The following is an 18,295-nucleotide window of genomic DNA, read 5'->3' on the forward strand; positions in this document are numbered from 1 at the left end:
ATGAGCACTCAACCTCTCAGCAATCGGCCACCTATGGACTTTCAGACTCGGTCCATGCGCATGAATACAGCCCGGCGCAATGCGACCAACTACTTTATCGCCGGGTTGTCGATCCTCGCGACAATACTCGTCATTCTGCCGCTGCTCGCGATCCTTTTCTACCTCATTTACAAAGGGGCCAGCTCGCTGAACCTCGCCTTTTTCACCCACATCCCAGCGCCGGTGGGCGAGACCGGTGGGGGGATGGCGAATTCGATTGTTGGTTCGGGTATCATTCTCCTCCTCGCAAGCCTGATGGGTGTTCCCATCGGTATCGCTGCGGGTGTTTATCTTGCGGAGTTTGGCCGAGGTAAAGCTTTGGCAACAGCTGTCCGCTTTACCGCCGATGTCTTAAATGGCGTTCCTTCGATCGTCATGGGTATTGCGATCTACTCTCTGATCGTTGTGCAACAGAAGCATTTTTCTGCACTCGCCGGTGGCGTCGCACTTGCGATCATGATGGTGCCCACCATCACCCGCACCACGGAAGAGATGCTGGCCACGGTCCCTCACGCGATCCGCGAAGCTGCTCTCGGCCTCGGCGTTCCCAAGTGGCGTACAGCTATTTCGGTGAGCTTGCGGACCGCCTCGCCGGGAATCATCACGGGCTGCATGCTGGCCTTTGCGCGGGTAGCTGGAGAGACCGCGCCATTGTTGTTTACGGCATTCGGCAACCAGTTCTGGAACTTTAAACTTAGCGAGCCAATCGCTGCGTTGCCGCTACAGATTTACGTTTACGCTATCTCGCCGTATGACGAGTGGCATCGTCTGGCGTGGGCTGGTGCGCTTGTTCTTATCGTTTTAATCATGGTTTCAGTCACGCTCGTTCGGATCTTTGCCAACCGCGGCGTACTCAAGGGAGGAAGCTAGTGGGAGTCGGCATTTTAGTTGAGGATTTGAACGCGTGGTATGGGACGACCCATACGCTGCAGGATATCAACCTACATATCCCGGCTAACCACGCCACTGCGTTGATCGGTCCCTCAGGGTGCGGCAAATCCACCTTCGTCCGATGCCTGAACCGCATGCACGAAACCAATCCCATTGCCCGCGCCACCGGCATGGTGAAGATGGGTGATATTGACATCTACAACGATGCGTCGCCGGTTGAGATTCGTCGCCGGGTCGGCATGGTATTTCAGCGCCCAAATCCTTTTCCGACTATGTCAATTTACGACAATGTTGTGAGTGGACTCAAGCTCAATGGCTTCCGCAATCGCCGTATTTTGGACGAGACCGTCGAGCGTTCGCTTAAGCAGGCTGCGCTGTGGGAAGAGGTCAAAGACGATCTCAAAAAGAAGTCCGGGGCTTCGCTCTCTGGCGGACAACAGCAGCGGATGTGTATCGCACGTGCACTTGCCGTCGACCCCGAGGTTCTTCTCATGGACGAGCCTGCTTCCGCGCTCGATCCCGTCTCTACGTCGAAGATCGAAGACCTCATCTTTCAGTTGAAGTCTCAATACACCATTGTTATCGTGACCCACAACATGCAGCAGGCCGCTCGTGTCGCCGAAAACACGGGCTTCTTCCTGAACGGCAAGATGGTCGAGTTCGATTCCACGCACAAGATCTTCACCAATCCGCGGGATAAGCGAACAGAAGACTACATCACTGGGAGGTTCGGCTGATGCGCGTCAAATTTCACCAGAGCCTCGACGATCTCAAAGAGAAGTTGCTTGTCATGGCCGGCATGGCCGAACAAGCGATTCAACGTTCTATCGAGGCCTACAGCACTCGCGACCTCTCTATTTGCGAACTCGTCTTTCGCGCCGAGCCCTCGATCAACCGGCTGGAGCGCGAGATCGATCAGATGGCGCTCGATCTCCTCGCCATGGAGCAGCCCATGGCTGTCGATCTCCGCTTCATTCTGTCGGTCATCCGCATCAATGCCGATCTTGAGCGCGTTGGAGATCAAGCTGTCAATATTGCGGTTCGTGTTCGCGAGATGGGAGCGTTTGCAAACATCGATCTTCCCGTCGATATTCCCAAACTCGCCTCGCTCTCTTCTGCAATGGTTCGCAAATCGCTACAGGCATTTATCGAAGGAGACGCCGAACTAGCTAACTCCGTCCTGCGTCTCGACGACCAGGTTGACGAGATGAACGATGCTGCATTTTATGCGCTTAGTTCGCTCATCAAAGAGAAGCCCGAATTGACCCCGCAGTCGTTGAACGCGCTCATCATCTCGCGCAACCTCGAGCGTGTAGGCGACCATGCCACCAATATCGCCGAAGACGTGATCTTCTGGGTGCGGGGTGCCGATGTTCGTCACAACAGCACCATAAATTAGTCTGAGAGTAGTGGCGGGCTCAGCTCAGGCTGCCACCAGACTAGTCGGGGTAGGGCGGGATAATAGAGCCCGACGCGCAGCCTGTCCATTGACACACTTTCGCGCATCATTCGCCCATATGCTTCCATCTGGGGAGCATATTTTGTACGCTCTTCGGCGAGAAACTCGTCAACACCACCTTGCCCATGGGTTGATGTCTTGTAGTCGATGATCCAGAGGTAGTCATCGCCGGTCTTCTGCGGCTCAGCGCCAGCGAGGAACATCCGATCCAAGCGCACGCTGCTCCGGTTCTCGTCCCACGATATGAGTGCATACTCGCTGGATGCTCCATTGTGCGGACTCAACACCCATAGTCCATCGGAGTCCATGAGTGTGTTCGTTAATGCTGTTTTGACACGCGTCGTAAGCCGTTCAACGGCGGCAGGTGGAAGTCCGTCTCCGCGCAGCAGAGCAGCAATTCGCGACGACCATCCGGCAACTTCGCGTAATAGCGTATCGATATCGCCGCCGCTGGCTAGGAGTTTTGTCAGGATTTCCATAAAGGCGTGGACAGCGTTGCCAAAGGCACGAGCCTCAAACGAGCCCTCAGGCCTGTCGAAGGGAGTTGCATTCGGTGCTGTCTCTGCATCCCCATACGACAGTTTCGGCGAGGCTGCGAATCTTGCTTCTGTGTTGAAGTTTAGCGACAACCGCTTCAACATTGCGGGCCGCTCGCGGCTGTCGTCGCTAGCTGCGAGGCTGTCGATAAAACCTTCATCCCCCTGTTCGGGAAACAGGGACATCACAAACGTAGTCTTCCGGTCCTCGGATACGGGAGTGATGTTTGCAAAGTGCCTTTCCGCAGCCGGCCAAGCTGTCGCCAGCAGACTCCCATAGGCTCGCTGGACTTCCCCTTTTGAGGTCTCGTCTGGAGTGGCAAATAGATGTAGCTCCTCCCGCGCGCGTGTGCACGCGACGTAAAAAAGGCGTTTCCTCTCGGCTGCATCCCGAGCCTTGTTGATGCCTTTCAGCCAGTCGTTTAGCTCTTTGGAGCCCTCGCCCCGGCTTACAATCGGCGCCAGAACGATCGATGCCGCGCTTGCATCTGCGGAATTGATTTCGTTCCACGTCAGTAACTTTTCGCGATTTCCCTGCGGCTTTTTTTCAAGCCCGGGCACTATCACTACGTCCCACTCAAGCCCCTTCGCTCCGTGGATTGTCATCAGATCCACAGCGCCTGCGGCCGGCCCCGCCTCTGCAAATAGCCTGTCGAGTTGCCTTTTCAGCAGACGAAGATCCAGCAACTCACCCTGTTCTTCCACCTCGTCAAGCAGCTGCAGATACCGTCGAACATTCGCCATCTCGGCTGGTTTCAGATAAACATCGCCTCCCAAAGAACGCCAGGTCCTCTCCACCAATTGTGCGGTCGTCAACCCAGACCGATGGTTTCGAGCCGCCTGCAGAACTGGCCACACGTGCGCCAGCCGGGTGCAACTTTCTTCACTCAACAGGTCTCCACGTTCCACAATCACATCTTCGACGCAACGCTCAGCCCATACCGGATCATCCGCGCCAGCCAGCATGTGAAGATCCGCGAGCCCTAGCCCGCACCACGGAGCATGCAATACAGCAAACCATGCAACGCGATCTGCAGGATGCAGCAATGCCCGCGTCAGTGCGTATAAATCCAACACCTCCTGCCTCTCTCCGAGCCCCTCAATGTCTACCGCACGATAAGGAATCGCGCCCTTGGCAGCGTCGGTCAGCTCTGCAACGATATTGCTCAGCAGCTTGCGGCTCCGCACCAGGACTGCGATCCGCCACGGCTCGCTTCGTCCTTTAGGCAACGGGCGACTGCGCCAATCCTCAATAATTGCCCTGATATTCTGTGCCTCCAGCTTCGTTTCATGGCGGCGTTGCTTCTTCGCTTTTTCTGGCTTATCCCCTGAGGCGAGCAGACGTGCGTGCCATACAAGATTCAGAGACTTGGTCTGCGACACCGGGCGCACAGCCTTCGCCTCGATATATGGCACGTCCTCGGAGTTTGTCACGTTTACCTCTCGGGGAAACAGAAGAGAGAAGTTTTCGTTGAAGTCTTCCACGAGCCCGCGCTGCGAACGGAAGTTCGCAGTCAATTGGAGCCGGCCCACAGGCAAATCACCAAACCGCTCCGTCTGCATGGTTCTCACAAACCGCTCTACCCTGGCCTGGCGAAAAAGGTAGATCGATTGCTTTGGATCACCCACCAAAAACACGGTTTGACTCTGTCCGTCCCAACCCTGTGTGAGAAGTTGAACCAGCTCATACTGGCTGCTGGAGGTGTCCTGCATCTCATCTACGAGCAGATGCTGCAGCTTCATTCCCAGAGCATCGTTGTAGTCATTCACCGCGCCGTCCCGACGGAGAGCGACCTGCGCGAGGAGCCCGGGCTCGGTGAAATCACACTGGCCTTGCGTTGCGAAGACTAACTGCAGCTCCGCAAGCGCGCGACTCAGGACTCGAAACAACGCCTTCGCGACGCCCCATTGCTCGGCTGGGTACTTGATCGGCGGCAGGTTCTTCACCAGCTCGATCGCGTCCAGTACGGCATCGTTACCGCGCAACTCCTCGATTAGATCTCCCAGTCTTGCAGCGTGAATTTTTTCGACTTCGAACTTTAGCCAGTTGCTGCGGAAGCCTGCTCGCCATTTGCCATCCACAGTTGTCATCAGATGAATCAGAGCACGCCAATGGTCAAGATCCTTGGCCGTCTCGCCCGGCGCGGTGTGCACTCCGGCACACATCGCTATAGGGGAAGGATTGCCCTTATGCCCATCTGCATGGCCCATCTCACCTGCAAGCGAAGAAAGTTCCTGCAGGATATCCGGCGGCACGGTCTGCGCTAAACGCGTCAGCCCCGCACACACTGCCTCTTCGAGCGCTCGCTCCAGCTTCGGCAACACTGTTCCGTCAAGGAACTCGTCATCCAACTCCTGCTTCGCCAACGGCACCAATTCGCCCCACTGATTGCGAAGCGGCAGCATTTCCATCAATAGCCTCTCGCAGTCCGCAAGGCTTCCATCACGATGCAACATCAGCGTCCGCAGTGCTTCATCCAATGCAGTATCTGGCCCCCCGAGTTGCATCAGCGTCCGTCGTGCCGCCTCGCGATACATTGGAGCTGCGTCCTCCACTGGCTTTTGCCCGCCACCACTGCCCGACAGCACAGGCAGCGACTGGGCGATCTCCATACAAAGAGAGTCAATGGTGCGGATTCTCAACCTTCGCGGGTGTTCCAATAAATTCCACCCGAATAATTTGTCGCGTTGCAATACCGCTTCGGCTAATGCCCGTGTCTGGCGATCAAACGTTGAATCGCTCTTTGTCGGTTTGTTGTGTGCAGCACTCTCCAACTGGGCAGTCACGCGCTCTCGCATCTCTGCTGTCGCCTTGACCGTGAATGTGATTGCCAGTACTTGTGTGGGGTCTTCGACGCTCTCATCTGCCAGTAGCTTGAGATAACGTTGAATTAGTAGCCCGGTCTTTCCCGACCCAGCTGGGGCTTCTACGATCCACGAATGCCGAACATCGAGCGCGCGTTCCCGATCGTGCCAGTCTGGCGGCCGTTCGTCTTTCGTATCCGGCACATGTTCGAGCTTGGGAACAATGAAGAGATCAGCCAAGGATCACCTCTGCTTCCGAGCTTTCGTCCCCTTCGTCGACATCTTCAAATAGCGACGTGTCCAGACGGCACAATAACCGCTGCCCACAGTGCTGACACGTCTTCGGGTACATCTTCGGACGCACTCGCGCATCGCCGGAGTGGAACTCTTCTGCCAACCCTTCGAGTACGATCCTCCATTGTTCTACCTGTGCTGCCAGAGTCGGAGCCTCTTTGAATTTCGTACTCTTACCAGGAAGAATGTCATCGTTGACAGCGTACCCCTTCATCTCTCGGTCCACACCTACACGCACGATTCCAAATGCCACAGCCTGAAGCTGGTCTGGTTGGGAAAGAATCGCATAGAGCGGTAGCTGCGGAGCGTCCGGCCTTGCCGTAAGCCAATCATTTGGTGACGCAGTACCTGTCTTGTAGTCGATCAGCACCTCGCCCCCTTCGACCTTGTCGACTCGATCCATGCGCACATTCAGCCGCAGCGGACCTACTCGAACATCTTTGAACTCCTTCTCGCTCAGCTGTACCTCGAAGGGCAACTTGCGCTCCAACTCCAGATGCAGCCATCCGGATAGCAATGTGAGCAACCTCGCCTGTTGTACGTCCAGATAGGCGTCATCCCAAGTTGTTGTGCTCGCCTCCAACGTCTTATTCAGTCCTTGAGCGATACACCGCTTCAACACGTCACTTCGTTGTTGTGTTGTCATGGCTCTTAACGCATCCTGGGTTTTCACTTCGTCCCAGAAGATCTCAAGTACTTTGTGCACTACCGTGCCGCTCTCTCTTGCGTCCATTCCCGGCTCGATCGATTCAAGATCAGTCGCCCATAGCCGCTGCTCAGCAAATGCTCGGAAGCCGCATGCCGCCTGGAGCTCTAGAATTCTCGCGCCTCCGCGAATGACTCGGTCTGGCAAGGCATGTATCGGCGCAGTGTCTTCGATCTCCTCGATCGCAGTTAGTGTCGGCGTGGCTTCGGGCTCAAGAATATCGGCGGGCTCAATCTCGGCGAGCCTAAGCTCTGCGAGCGTGGCGGAAGGTCGTTGGCTTCCTTCTGAGGCCATCTTCGCATAACTGAATACGACTGTCTGAGCAGATCCAGCTATTCGCTCTGTCATTCTTCGCGCGAATGCGTCGTCGCGAGCGACATCTGTGCCTGGCATCCCCAACTCCCTTTGCAAGTGCCAGGGCAGCAGGGAATTGCTCATGGCTACAATCGGCCAATTCAGTTCGCCTGCGTGCAAAAACCAGACTGCGTCGAAGATCCCTCCTGCAGCTTCAAGCGGATCCATGATCTGTACTGGGGCATCGCGTGACTCCGGTGCAAACATGGTGTTGCGCGCAATCGCTATTAGCTCCGCAAGTGCGTGGTCCAGATCGATGTTCACACCATCGAAGTCCAGAGTTGCGAGCTCATCAAGCGCACTCTCCCATTTACGGCGTACCTGGAACTCGAAGCTGGTCTCTGATGAATCTGGACCCCATGCTGCGGAGTTCAATAGCTCTCGCATTCGTTCAGCCCACTCCGCGTGCGTCCGCGCGTCAAACCCTCGCAGTCTGTTCACCACCGTGCGGATCGACCGCAACGTTGAGATGAGTAGCGGTAATCTTCCCTTCCACTTTGAGCGTTCGGCCAGAGCAATCAACTCATCCAACGAGATCTCCGGTCGCAGTGTTCGCGCTTTACGCAACCCAAACGCGTCGAACTCTGCTCGAGCTCCTCGTTCGGAGGTCCTCATCGCAAAGTAGCGAGACAGCAATAGGCGGCTTACCCTCTCCAACGGAAGCGGCTCGCTCGTCCACTGCAACAGATCGAAGGCTATCGCGACCATCGGTATCTCCGCGAGTGGCGTTCCGAGCGAAAATTCATACGGCCCTGTCTGACTGCCAGTTCGAATATCCTGCAACTCGGGAGCCAGCACGTCGCGAAACACACGATCGATCTCTCTCCGTTTCAGCTCAAGTCCAGGCACGATGAGAGCTACTCTTCCATCAGGCTGTGCTTCGAGAAATCTGCGCGTCCATCTTGCAGCGACGGAAAACTCCTGCTGTTCATCTTCAACTCCAACTAAATTGTGCCGAGCCACGTCAACAGATAGCTGCAACTCTTCGACCTCTACGCTCGCCGACCTTAAAACTTCCACCAATTTCCTTTGTGCGGGAGTCATTCCGTCGAAGCCCACGAGGATCACACCACTTGGTGGAAGTGCGATCAACTTATTCCTGATCGCATCGTGCAACGTATCTTCCAGCTGTGCCTGGGTTATGAACCCCTCCACCTGGCAGCGCCTTTCAAACATGCGGGCCCACCGTTGAAACGATCGTGTATCTGAGTTGCCGATAGCACCACGTAGTCTCTGCCGTCCGTCGTAGTTACAGATCAGCCGCCACGCCTCGGACGCCACCGTGGCGAGAGAATCGACTGTGCGCAAACTCGCCAGCTCTTCATCCGCTTCGAGAACGGTTCGCCACAAGGCATGTTCCTGCGTTCGGTTCAGCAGCATCTGCGTCGCGTGACCATCCATCACGAGCTCGTGCCATAGTGCTGTCATCCAGGCATCCCAGGCCATGATCATTGGTGGTTGCCAGGTTTTAAATCCTAAGGTGCGATTCCGTCGGTCAAACCCGCGACGGAGAGTACGTGCCGCCCGCTGATTTCCAGTTACTACGATTGCGCCCCGTTCCAGCGCCGCTACAATCTCACCCGGCAGCAACTCCCGACCATCCATACCTCGGTTATACTCTCCCATTCGTTGGAAAACCCGTTACAAATCAGTGAGTAAATTGCTGGCCTTTTGGTGCAAACAGGCTCATCCCCAGAAGCATGACTGCAGCCGCGAAGGGGAGTCCCAGCGCCACTTGCAGTGACCCAGTCTTTGTCGAAACTACACCCATCAGCCACGGCAACGCGGCCGCACCTAAACCGGAGACTGCGAGCACGATGCCTGCCTGACGCGCCGTTGGCCGCTCCGCCATGAGCAACGCAAACGTTGCCGGGAAGAACGGCGACAAACTCAAGCCCAGCAGCACAGCGAAACCCGCAATTGTTACTGCCGAGTGAGCCGTCGCCAGTCCCGCGGTAAATATTGCGGTCAACGCCAAACCACAGCGCTGCACCGTCTTCTCTCCGACCTTCATCATCACCGCTGAAGAACCCGCTCGTCCCAGGGTGAGAGACATCCATAAAAGCAGAGTTGTGTACTCGCTCACTGCCAGCGTTTTGTCACCGTATCGCAGAGCGAACGTCGTAAGCCAGCCGCTCAAACACGTCTCCAGGCCGCCATAGAGTACAAGCAGGCACGCGAAGTACACATACAAGCGCCTACTCAGCCCGGTTTGAGGCTTGGCTTCCAGATCCGTCACGTCCACTTCTTCTGTCGTAGAGGGATCTATGCGCATCTGAATGCTAAACACAACGATTCCGACGGCAAACAGCATTGCAAAACCTGCCAGCACACTCCGCAGTGTGAATCGCGGAAGCAGCCACGCTGCCAGCAGCGCCGACAACATCGCGCCCAAGCTGAAAGAAAAATTAAGCAACGCAAGCGCAGACCCTCGATGTTCTGTAAACCTCCGCCCAGCGAGAATATTGACGGAGGTAATGATCTGTCCCAGACCAAATCCACCTACAAACAACGCAACGCAGCCGACTATCATTGACGGAGCGACAGCAAAGCCGCCAAATCCCAGCGCCCCACCTAACAGACCAATGAGCAGGCTCTGTCGCAGTCTCCGCGACACCGTCACGCCACCCAGGAACGCCCCACAGAACTTTGCCATCATCAGAAGGCCGCTCTGTGAATCTGCCATCGCCCATTGTTTCGCAAGCAGAGGAAGAATCGGCCCTAGCAATGCCGTCCCCAGACCTGCAAGCATCAATCCGTAGTGCATGAGTCCTAACGACGGAGCAGCCGTACTACTTTTCGACAAACCTGACCCCCAGAACGATTCTCGCGTTGCAGCCATTATCATTGACTCAGGAGTACGCCCGTGTCTTGCACTCGTTTATTTCTTCTTGCCTTTGTCGCTTTCCTTGTTGGCTGCCATCATGAAGTTCCGTCTGCTGCCACCAAATCCACCGAGCAGAAGATCTTCACCATCCGCGGCAAAGTAGTCTCCACCGATGCGACGCACGTCACACTCGATGGGGAAGATGTTCCTGGCTTCATGGAAGCGATGATGATGGACTACAAACTCCAGGATCCTAGCGTCGTTGGCGAGCTGCATCCCGGCGACCGCATCGCTGCGAAGGTACTTGCGGACCGCGACAAGGACGGCGACTATACCAACATCCAGCTCAAAGATATCGTCGTCATCGCGCAGGCTCGTCCCGACTACAAGCCGCCGGTTGCCTATCATGTTCCAACGCCGGGTGATCAGGTCCCCGACTTCAAGCTGCTGAACCAGAGCGGCCGCACGATTCATCTTGATCAGTTCAAAGGTAAGGTCGTCCTCATCACCTTCATCTACACTCGCTGTCAGCTTGCTGATTTCTGCCCGCGTATGAGCCACAACTTCGCTGATGTCGACAAAGCGCTCGCCGCCGATCCGGCGCTCTACAAACAGACCCACCTCCTCAGCGTCAGCTTTGATCCGACCTACGACACACCGAAGGTTCTACGCAGTTATGGCGGCGCGTACACGGGGAACTTCACTAACGAGAGATTTGCTCATTGGGACTTTGCCGCGCCATCAGAAAAAGATCTTCCGGCCGTTACCCAGTTCTTCAACGTCGGCGTCACACCCGGAGACAGCAAGTCTCTCACTCACTCTTTGTCGACCGTCCTCGTTGGCAGAGACGGCAAGATCATCGAGTGGTATCCGAACAATGAGTGGAAGCCAGAGGACGTGATCGCAACAATCAGAAAGAACGCCGCTTAGCCGGAACATCATTAAACCAGACAACAATGGGTACGAATCGATCATCTGACCTAAGGTGCGCTATGTGCACGGAGGTTATTTACCATGAAGATCAATCGAATCGGACTCCCCATACTTGCTCTTGCACTCGGAACATCTGGCCTCGCTATGGCCGCGCACACCCCCACCGGGTCATCACCTGCCCAATACGGACAAGGCCAGGGTGGATGGGATGCACCTCCCCAGGAATTTAGAGATATTCAGCGTCAGGGCTATCACGACGGCATCGAAGGTGCACGCAAAGACTATGACAATCATCGCCGGCCAGACGTGAATAATCGCGATGAATATCGTCACCCTCACGTTCCAGCCAGTGCAAGGGACGACTACCGCGAGGGATTCCGCCGTGGATATCAGGCGGGGATGTCACATCTCAGCGTCGGCCACTAATTGGCTCTTCCACTAAATGCCCGGTTTTAAACCGGGCATTTTCACGCCTAAAAGGGTGATGGGCCGTAGTGGAATTTAGTTCGATTGTCTGTTGACACTCCCTCCACCTCACTAGCGGCTTCTGAACTTCGACAATCCGTTATTCTGAGAAGAAGTCACACCAGAGGGTCTTATCGTCATGGCAAAACTTACAATCGGGTTCGGCATCGTACTGGTTCTCCTTGGCATCATCGGCTTTGTCGCAACCGGCAGCGCTCATCCTACGGCTCTGATACCTGCCGTCATCGGCCTCTTCTTTGTCCTCTTCGGTGTCTTGGCCAACACGGAAGACTCCAAGAAGCGCATGCTCTGGATGCACATCTCCGTCACCGTGGCACTTATCACGTTTCTCGGTACCATCCCTGCTGACATCGACACCATTCGCCTCTCTCACGGAGCCTACTTCGCCCACCCGGCCGCAGTCGAAGAGAAGGGCGCTCTATCGCTTCTATGCCTGATCTATGTTCTGTTCTGCGTCCGGTCCTTCATCTCCGCTCGGCGGTCACGGCTGGCCTAGCAGGTCTGCGGCGTAAACTTACTCTAACTATGTCCTCTAACTTTGGAGCATCCAGCTTCGGCGGTATGAAATCCGCAGATCGCCCTACGCGCGGGGTAGGCAAGGCAACGGCGGCCGACCTTACCGCCTCGCGCCCCAAGCCCAAACTGAAGAAGGTCCTGCCGGAGATATGGAAGCTCGTAAAGCCGCGCCGCCTGCTGCTCGCAGGTAGCTTCCTCTTGATGGTCGTCAACAGGCTTTGCAGTTTTGCAGTGCCAGTTTCATCGCGTTATCTCATCAACAACGTGATGTACAAGCATCAGCTTCATCTTTTGCCTTACATTATTGGAGGTGTCGCCACCGCCACCTTTATTCAAGGCATTAGCTCGTTTTCGCTTACCCGGATGTTATCTACTACCGGCCAGCGCCTCATCTCCGACCTTCGCAAGCAGGTGCAAGAGCACATTGGCCGCCTACCAATAGCTTTCTACGACGAGAACCGTACAGGAACTCTGGTTGCCCGCATCATGACGGACGTTGAGGGCGTTCGAAATCTGATTGGAACCGGCCTGCTCGACTTTGTCGGCGGCCTGCTCACTGCCATCATAGCGTTCTGCATCTTGATCCGCATCAGCACGCTGATGACGCTACTCACCTTCTGCATCCTTGTCGTCTTTGGGTTCATCCTGCAGCGTGCGTTCAATACGATTCGCCCAATCTTCCGTGAGCGGTCGAAGATTAATGCGGAGGTTACGGGCCGTCTCACCGAGTCTCTCGGTGGTGTCCGAGTCGTCAAGGGCTACCATGCCGAAGACAGCGAGTCCCGCGTCTTTGCGAACGGTATCAGCCGGCTGCTCGCCAATGTCATCAGCTCCATCACCGCGCAATCGTTGATGACGCTCTCTTCGACGATGGTTCTTGGAGTCGTTGGCTCGCTGGTCATGTACTTAGGTGCTCGGGAGATCGCCGCGCACCGTCTCGACGTCGGCGGCTATGTGGAGTACACCATGCTTCTGGCCTTCATGGTCGCTCCAATCGCCCAACTCGTGAACATCGGAACACAGCTCACCGAGGCGATGGCCGGCCTCGATCGAACGACTGAGATCCTCAACGAACGCGCTGAGGATAACGACCCAGCCCGCACACACGTTATCGGACCTATCCACGGAGAGGTCGCTTTCAAAGAGGTCACCTTCGCGTATGTGCCAGACAAGCCCGTTTTGCACGGTATCAGCTTCGACGCGAAACCTGGCACCGTTACCGCGCTTGTTGGCTCCTCTGGCTCAGGCAAGTCCACTATCATCTCGCTCATCTGTGGCTTTCACGACGCGAATGGGGGCCAGGTGCTGATTGACGGCGTCGATCTGGCCACCATCCGGCTCTCAAGTTATCGTCAGCAACTCGGCGTAGTGCTGCAGGAGACCTTCCTCTTCGACGGCACCATTCGCGAGAACATCCTCTTCAGTCGCCCCCAGGCAACCGAGGCGCAGCTCATGGAGGCTTCCCGCATCGCGCGCGTCGACGAGTTCGCCGAGCGCTTTCCGGAGCAGTACGACACCATCGTGGGCGAACGAGGAGTCAAGCTCTCTGGAGGCCAGCGTCAGCGCATCTCCATCGCACGCGCCATCCTCGCAGATCCACGCATCCTCATCCTCGACGAGGCCACCAGTTCACTCGACTCCGAATCCGAAGCGTTGATTCAGAGCGGCCTCAACTTTCTCATGCAAGGCCGGACGACGTTTGTCATCGCTCATCGGCTCTCCACTATTCGGCGTGCGGATCAGATCCTGGTCATCGAGCAGGGAAGGATCGTTGAACGCGGTAGCCACGAGTCACTGTACAAGCTGCAGGGCCGCTACTACGACCTCTACACACGCCAGCACGGCCTCGAAACCAACCTATTCCTTGCTCCCGGCGAGGGCGACACGATTGAAGACTTGACTGCTAAGGGTTAGCCTTGCAATGGTGTGAATCATTAGCGCGGCGAGACCTCTAAAGTCGTTGTAGGCGGGGATGGAGTCGCTGTCTTAGTCGCCGCTTGTCTTTTCATGACAACCACGCCCGTGATAGTGAGCAACAACAGAATTCCAGCAGTCGGAAAGAAAACGTACCGACTCTTCGGCCACAACGCCGCTGGCAACTTGTTCGAAAACTTATCACCGATCGTCTCCGCAGATCTTTCCGGAAACTCATTATCGATTTGATCCACAAGTTTGGCCGCCCAGCGACGGGATAAGACGGTCGCGCGTACATTGGCAAAGAGCAACATCAAAACCACTCCTTGAATAAGTGGATTCCCAAATGACCCGATTGCGATGCCGCCAATGAAATTGATCAGATACAGAGAGAAGACCAGAACCGCCGCCGCTACGCTTCGTTGACGGACGCCGCATCCACCAAGAAAAAAAACGAGAGTAGTAAAGACGCCAATAATCGGCGTGCCGAGAATGATCATTAAGACTAAGGACATTACTGCAACGATGGTGCAGACCCAGAAACCCTGCTGTCCCAGAAGATCAACATCGTATTGACTTTCAATTGCTGGCCAGAAAAGGCGCTTGAAAATATTGTCAGCCGGTTGCGGTTGAGATGAAAGCCCTAAGGTTTGCATTTCGATGATTTTACTTTAGGACTCGACACCGAGCTGCGTGAGTAGAAACGCGTAGTCAAACGCGATCTCTTTCAGGTAGTCATATCGCCCCGAGGCTCCGCCATGGCCGGCGTCCATGTTGATGTGGAGCAGCAAGGGAGTGTCGTTCTTCTTCAGGGTACGAAGTTTCGCGACGTACTTTGCAGGCTCCCAGTACATCACCTGCGAATCGTTCAGGCTGGTCTTTACCAACATCGCGGGATAGTCTCCGGCCTTGAGATTGTCGTAGGGTGAGTAGGATCGCATGTAGGCAAACGCCTCAGCCTCATTTGGATTTCCCCACTCCTCGTACTCAGCCACGGTAAGCGGAAGACTGGCATCGAGCATGGTGTTCATCACATCCACAAACGGCACATGAGATAGCACCACCTTGAACAGCTCCGGGCGCTCATTCACTACTGTGCCCATCAGCAACCCTCCGGCACTGCCCCCCTCGATGGCAACACGATCCTTCGCGCCATACCCCTTAGCGACAAGCTGCTCGGCTACGGCGATGAAGTCAGTGAATGTGTTGCGTTTCACCATCATCTTGCCAGCATCGTGCCACGAATCTCCCATCTCGCCACCACCACGAATGTGGGCGTAAGCGATCACAACTCCTCGATCCAGCAAGGAAAGACGTGATGGGCTAAATCCGATGGGTAGCGAATAGCCATATGATCCATATCCATACACATACAGCGGGTTTTTTGAGTCATGCTTGAAGTTTTTGCGACGATAAACGACTGAAGCAGGGATCTGTGTTCCATCGGGTGCGTCAATCCAGACCCGTTCTGAGGCATAGCGCTTGGAATCGAACCCGCCTGGGACCTCTTGTTGCTTGAGCAGAGTAGAGACGCCCGTTTCCACGTCATATTCATAAACTGAAGCGGGAGAAACCAGCGAAGTATAGCTGTACCGGAAAACGTGTGTGTCGAACTCCCGGTTCGCATGCGCTCCAGCGGAATAAACCGGCTCGGGAAACGCAATCTCCCGCGACACGCCGAGAACTGCTCCTTCACCGAGCTTCGTTACCGATAAAATCGGTAAACCTAGTCTCCTTTTTGAACTCACACAAAATGAATCGAACACCTCAAAATCTTCAAGTGGTACATTCACATCGAGCGGGATGAACTCCTCCCAGGAACTCCGGTCCGGCGTCATCACACTCGTTGTAACAACTCGGAAGTTTTTCCCAACATCATTCGTACGGATGTAGAACAGTCCGTCGCGATGATCAACGGAATATTCCTGATCATTCACTCGAGGCGCGATCATCTGGAACTGGTCCTCAGGTGAATCTGCGACGAGAAATCGGCATTCACTCGTCGTATGGCTGCCTGCCTCCATTAGCAGATATTTGCCATCTCGAGTCTTCCCTACGCCGAGATTGAAGCGTTCGTCCTTCTCCTCGTAGACGACGACGTCGTTCACGGACACGTCGCCGAGCTGGTGCCGAAAGAGGTGGTCGTGACGTTTCGTCACCCCATCCTCAGTTGTGTAAAAGAGTGTGGCCGAATCTGCGGCCCAAGCTATCGAACCAACGCGCTCGGCAGTATCAGGTAAATCTTTACCGGCCTTCAAGTCGCGTATGTGCAGCGTGTACTGACGAAAGCCGGTGTTGTCGGTGGAGTAAGCCAGCTTGAACCCGTCCGGGCTTACGCTCATGCCGCCGATGGACATGAACGGCTGGCCGACGGCGAGCTGATTTACGTCCAGCATGATCTCTTCAGGCTGCAAGTCATCGAACTTCGGGCCGGTAGCCAGCCTGCGGCAGTGGATGGGATACTGGCTCCCTTCGATGGTTCGCGTGTAGTAAAACCATCCGCGCTGCAGGTAGGGGACGGATTCATCGGTCTCTTTGATATGCGAAAGCATCTCCGTATAGAGCTTGGCTTGCAGCTCCTCTGTCCCGGCCATCACGGACTTTGTGTACGCGTTCTCTGCTTCGAGGTGGGCCAGCAGCTCAAGTGAAGACTTGTCCCGCATCCAGCGGTAGTTGTCATCAAGTGTCTGTCCGTGCAATGTGGTGGGCGTGGGGTCCTGTCGAGCCTGCGGTGGCTTAGTGGTACTTTGCGTCATTAATTTGAAGCTCCATGGACAGGATACAGCGTCTCTCAGCACCGAGAGGCAACCATAACTTTGGCACGTACACCCAATATGCAGCAGAGAAGAGGCGAAACAATTCAATTCGCCAACCGCAGGAGCATTCCCATGAAATTCATTTCAGCGCGCTTGCTGTTTGTCGGTGTCGCGCTTTTATCTCCCACTTTTGGTGTGTCTCAGTCGGATCCGATGCCGCCTTCAGCCACACAGACCCAGCCAAGCCGATCACAACCGTATCCATCTTCGTCCTCCATGCAGGATTCGGCTCCTAACTCTGGAGACGTCGGCCAGGTAATGAAGGACAAGATCTTTCTTCGCAAGGCCGCTCAAGGAGGCATGGCGGAGGTCAAGCTCGGCCAACTCGCAACGCAGAAGGGAAGTAGTGAAGACGTTAAGGCCTTCGGGCAAAAGATGGTAGACGATCATACGAAGCTCAACAACGATATGGCACCCATCGCCGATTCTATGGGGATTCGACTCCCTAAGGATTTGAGCAAAGAGGATCAGGCTGAATACGACAAACTTAACGGCCTCTCCGGCAACGATTTCGACATGGAGTACCTGTCTTGCATGGTGAAGGACCATCACAAAGACCAGCGCGATTTTCGCCAGGAAGCGGTGAGTACCACTGATCCGACCCTGCAGGCTGCGGTTGCAAACGGTGCGAAGGTCATTCATGAACACACTGTGATGGTTGATAAGCTCGCTCGCGAAAAGGGCGTTCCAGTGCCGCAACATGGCGGCAACAAAACGGCTCCTGCGCCGACTTCTTAAATTGTTGTTCTGGTCCAGGTGGTTGAGGGTGCCCGTGGCACCCTCTTTTTTTGGCCGACGGATTATTTTCAAAATCGCCTGCTCAAGATCCGCAATATCATCAACAAGCAGGGCGTAGAATGACCTTCGATGAACTTCATTTCACGCTGGCTAGTTGTCGTCTTCCTTGTCTTCGCGCCGTCGGCGGTCCTGACGGCCGAATCGGTCAGTACGCTTCCGGCACCCACGGGATATGTCAACGACTTCGCTGGCGTTCTATCTCCTACAACGAAAAACAGTCTCGAAAATCTTTGTACCCAGGTCGATCGTCAGGCCCACGGACAGATTGCCGTCGTTACGATCAAAACCATCGATGGCGACGAGTCGATTGAAGATTTCGCAACGGCGCTGGAAGACAAGTGGAAGGTTGGCGCGAAGGGGACCGATCGTGGTGTCCTGATGCTTCTTGTGATGACCCCCAGGCGAGGCCGTATCGAGGTGGGCTACGGTCTTGAAGGCGTTCTAAATGATGCCAAGGTGGGCGATATTGGTCGTTCCATGGTCCCAGCGGCAGCCCAGGGAGATTACAACACGGCGATCCCCCTCGGCGTTCGGCAGATCGCCCAGGCTATCGCTACCGACGCCGGAGTCACCCTTAATCTCGCCCAGCCGGTCCACCAGTATCACCGCGAACAGGCTCCGGTTCAATTGAGTCTTACTGAGGTTGTTCTCGGTGGTGGGGTCATCCTGCTGATCCTCTTCTTCCTCGTCAAGACAGGCAATACCGGCCTGATCTTCTTTCTGCTGGGGAATCTGATGGGCGGTGGAGGGGGTGGCTTTGGAGGAGGCCGTGGCCGCGACAACGACCGCGGTGGTGGTGGCGGCTTCGGCGGGTTCGGAGGCGGCAGCTCCGGTGGCGGAGGGGCCAGTGGCGACTTTTGAGGCGTAATGTAGACCACTTGCAGCAAAGAAGGGCAACAAATTCGGAATCCAGTGATACAG

The 18,295-nt window shown here is 55.6% G+C and carries 14 protein-coding genes; 9 read left to right on the top strand and 5 right to left on the bottom strand.

Features of this window, described 5'->3' with window-relative positions; all coding sequences use genetic code 11:
- Genes pstA through phoU form a run of 3 tightly spaced genes read left to right on the top strand, consistent with a single transcriptional unit; the run spans position 1 to position 2,329 of the window.
- Positions 1 to 909 carry a phosphate ABC transporter permease PstA gene (pstA, locus tag RBB82_RS21230; protein WP_433972726.1) on the top strand — a complete coding sequence of 303 codons (909 nt, stop codon included), beginning with the start codon at positions 1 to 3 and terminating at the stop codon, positions 907 to 909.
- The gene (pstB, locus tag RBB82_RS21235) at positions 909 to 1,667 is read left to right on the top strand and encodes a phosphate ABC transporter ATP-binding protein PstB (RefSeq protein ID WP_433972727.1); all 759 of its coding nucleotides are present in this window, start codon (positions 909 to 911) and stop codon (positions 1,665 to 1,667) included. The genes pstA and pstB overlap by 1 nt, the downstream gene beginning before the upstream one ends.
- Positions 1,667 to 2,329, top strand: a complete 663-nt coding sequence (gene phoU / locus RBB82_RS21240) for a phosphate signaling complex protein PhoU (RefSeq protein WP_433972728.1) — start codon at positions 1,667 to 1,669, stop codon at positions 2,327 to 2,329. Before pstB ends, phoU begins: the two co-directional genes overlap by 1 nt.
- Here phoU and RBB82_RS21245 read toward each other — a convergent pair.
- The 3 genes from RBB82_RS21245 to RBB82_RS21255 are packed head-to-tail and all read right to left on the bottom strand — an operon-like array spanning position 2,326 to position 9,890.
- On the bottom strand, positions 2,326 to 5,970 hold the full coding sequence (locus RBB82_RS21245; protein WP_433972729.1) for a UvrD-helicase domain-containing protein: 3,645 nt from the start codon (positions 5,968 to 5,970) through the stop codon (positions 2,326 to 2,328). The genes phoU and RBB82_RS21245 overlap by 4 nt on opposite strands.
- Positions 5,963 to 8,689 carry a PD-(D/E)XK nuclease family protein gene (locus tag RBB82_RS21250; protein ID WP_433972730.1) on the bottom strand — a complete coding sequence of 909 codons (2,727 nt, stop codon included), beginning with the start codon at positions 8,687 to 8,689 and terminating at the stop codon, positions 5,963 to 5,965. Before RBB82_RS21250 ends, RBB82_RS21245 begins: the two co-directional genes overlap by 8 nt.
- A gap of 43 nt (positions 8,690 to 8,732) precedes the next feature.
- Positions 8,733 to 9,890, bottom strand: a complete 1,158-nt coding sequence (locus tag RBB82_RS21255; RefSeq protein ID WP_433972731.1) for an MFS transporter — start codon at positions 9,888 to 9,890, stop codon at positions 8,733 to 8,735.
- Between the two features lie 60 nt (positions 9,891 to 9,950).
- Here RBB82_RS21255 and RBB82_RS21260 point away from each other — a divergent pair, with 60 nt between their 5' ends.
- The 4 genes from RBB82_RS21260 to RBB82_RS21275 all read left to right on the top strand — a co-directional run bounded on the left by RBB82_RS21260 (position 9,951) and on the right by RBB82_RS21275 (position 13,760).
- On the top strand, positions 9,951 to 10,841 hold the full coding sequence (locus tag RBB82_RS21260; RefSeq protein WP_433972732.1) for an SCO family protein: 891 nt from the start codon (positions 9,951 to 9,953) through the stop codon (positions 10,839 to 10,841).
- Positions 10,842 to 10,925: 84 nt separating this feature from the next.
- Positions 10,926 to 11,270, top strand: coding sequence for a hypothetical protein (locus tag RBB82_RS21265; RefSeq protein ID WP_433972733.1), 345 nt, complete (start codon positions 10,926 to 10,928; stop codon positions 11,268 to 11,270).
- Between the two features lie 178 nt (positions 11,271 to 11,448).
- Complete coding sequence (locus RBB82_RS21270) at positions 11,449 to 11,826, top strand: hypothetical protein (protein WP_433972734.1); 378 nt, start codon at positions 11,449 to 11,451, stop codon at positions 11,824 to 11,826.
- 29 nt (positions 11,827 to 11,855) lie between these two features.
- Positions 11,856 to 13,760 carry an ABC transporter ATP-binding protein gene (locus RBB82_RS21275; protein ID WP_433972735.1) on the top strand — a complete coding sequence of 635 codons (1,905 nt, stop codon included), beginning with the start codon at positions 11,856 to 11,858 and terminating at the stop codon, positions 13,758 to 13,760.
- A 20-nt stretch (positions 13,761 to 13,780) separates the two neighbouring features.
- Here the strand turns inward: RBB82_RS21275 and RBB82_RS21280 are convergent, their stop codons facing one another.
- Positions 13,781 to 14,416, bottom strand: coding sequence for a hypothetical protein (locus RBB82_RS21280; RefSeq protein WP_433972736.1), 636 nt, complete (start codon positions 14,414 to 14,416; stop codon positions 13,781 to 13,783).
- Positions 14,417 to 14,431: 15 nt separating this feature from the next.
- The gene (locus tag RBB82_RS21285; RefSeq protein WP_433972737.1) at positions 14,432 to 16,516 is read right to left on the bottom strand and encodes a S9 family peptidase; all 2,085 of its coding nucleotides are present in this window, start codon (positions 16,514 to 16,516) and stop codon (positions 14,432 to 14,434) included.
- A 132-nt stretch (positions 16,517 to 16,648) separates the two neighbouring features.
- Here RBB82_RS21285 and RBB82_RS21290 point away from each other — a divergent pair, with 132 nt between their 5' ends.
- Both RBB82_RS21290 and RBB82_RS21295 read left to right on the top strand, forming a co-directional pair.
- Positions 16,649 to 17,314, top strand: coding sequence for a DUF4142 domain-containing protein (locus RBB82_RS21290; protein ID WP_433972738.1), 666 nt, complete (start codon positions 16,649 to 16,651; stop codon positions 17,312 to 17,314).
- Between the two features lie 129 nt (positions 17,315 to 17,443).
- The gene (locus RBB82_RS21295) at positions 17,444 to 18,235 is read left to right on the top strand and encodes a TPM domain-containing protein (protein ID WP_433972739.1); all 792 of its coding nucleotides are present in this window, start codon (positions 17,444 to 17,446) and stop codon (positions 18,233 to 18,235) included.
- The last annotated feature ends 60 nt before the right edge of the window (positions 18,236 to 18,295 follow it).

The sequence above is a fragment of the Tunturiibacter lichenicola genome (assembly GCF_051013355.1).
GTDB lineage: Bacteria > Acidobacteriota > Terriglobia > Terriglobales > Acidobacteriaceae > Edaphobacter > Edaphobacter lichenicola_F.

Excerpts from the sequence above, each read along its gene's own strand:
- pstA (WP_433972726.1), top strand. The coding sequence starts at position 1 with ATGAGCACTCAACCTCTCAGCAATCGGCCACCTATGGACTTTCAGACT.
- phoU (WP_433972728.1), top strand. The coding sequence starts at position 1,667 with ATGCGCGTCAAATTTCACCAGAGCCTCGACGATCTCAAAGAGAAGTTG.
- RBB82_RS21250 (WP_433972730.1), bottom strand. The coding sequence starts at position 8,689 with ATGGATGGTCGGGAGTTGCTGCCGGGTGAGATTGTAGCGGCGCTGGAA.
- RBB82_RS21265 (WP_433972733.1), top strand. The coding sequence starts at position 10,926 with ATGAAGATCAATCGAATCGGACTCCCCATACTTGCTCTTGCACTCGGA.
- RBB82_RS21270 (WP_433972734.1), top strand. The coding sequence starts at position 11,449 with ATGGCAAAACTTACAATCGGGTTCGGCATCGTACTGGTTCTCCTTGGC.
- RBB82_RS21275 (WP_433972735.1), top strand. The coding sequence starts at position 11,856 with ATGTCCTCTAACTTTGGAGCATCCAGCTTCGGCGGTATGAAATCCGCA.
- RBB82_RS21280 (WP_433972736.1), bottom strand. The coding sequence starts at position 14,416 with ATGCAAACCTTAGGGCTTTCATCTCAACCGCAACCGGCTGACAATATT.
- RBB82_RS21285 (WP_433972737.1), bottom strand. The coding sequence starts at position 16,516 with ATGACGCAAAGTACCACTAAGCCACCGCAGGCTCGACAGGACCCCACG.
- RBB82_RS21290 (WP_433972738.1), top strand. The coding sequence starts at position 16,649 with ATGAAATTCATTTCAGCGCGCTTGCTGTTTGTCGGTGTCGCGCTTTTA.
- RBB82_RS21295 (WP_433972739.1), top strand. The coding sequence starts at position 17,444 with ATGAACTTCATTTCACGCTGGCTAGTTGTCGTCTTCCTTGTCTTCGCG.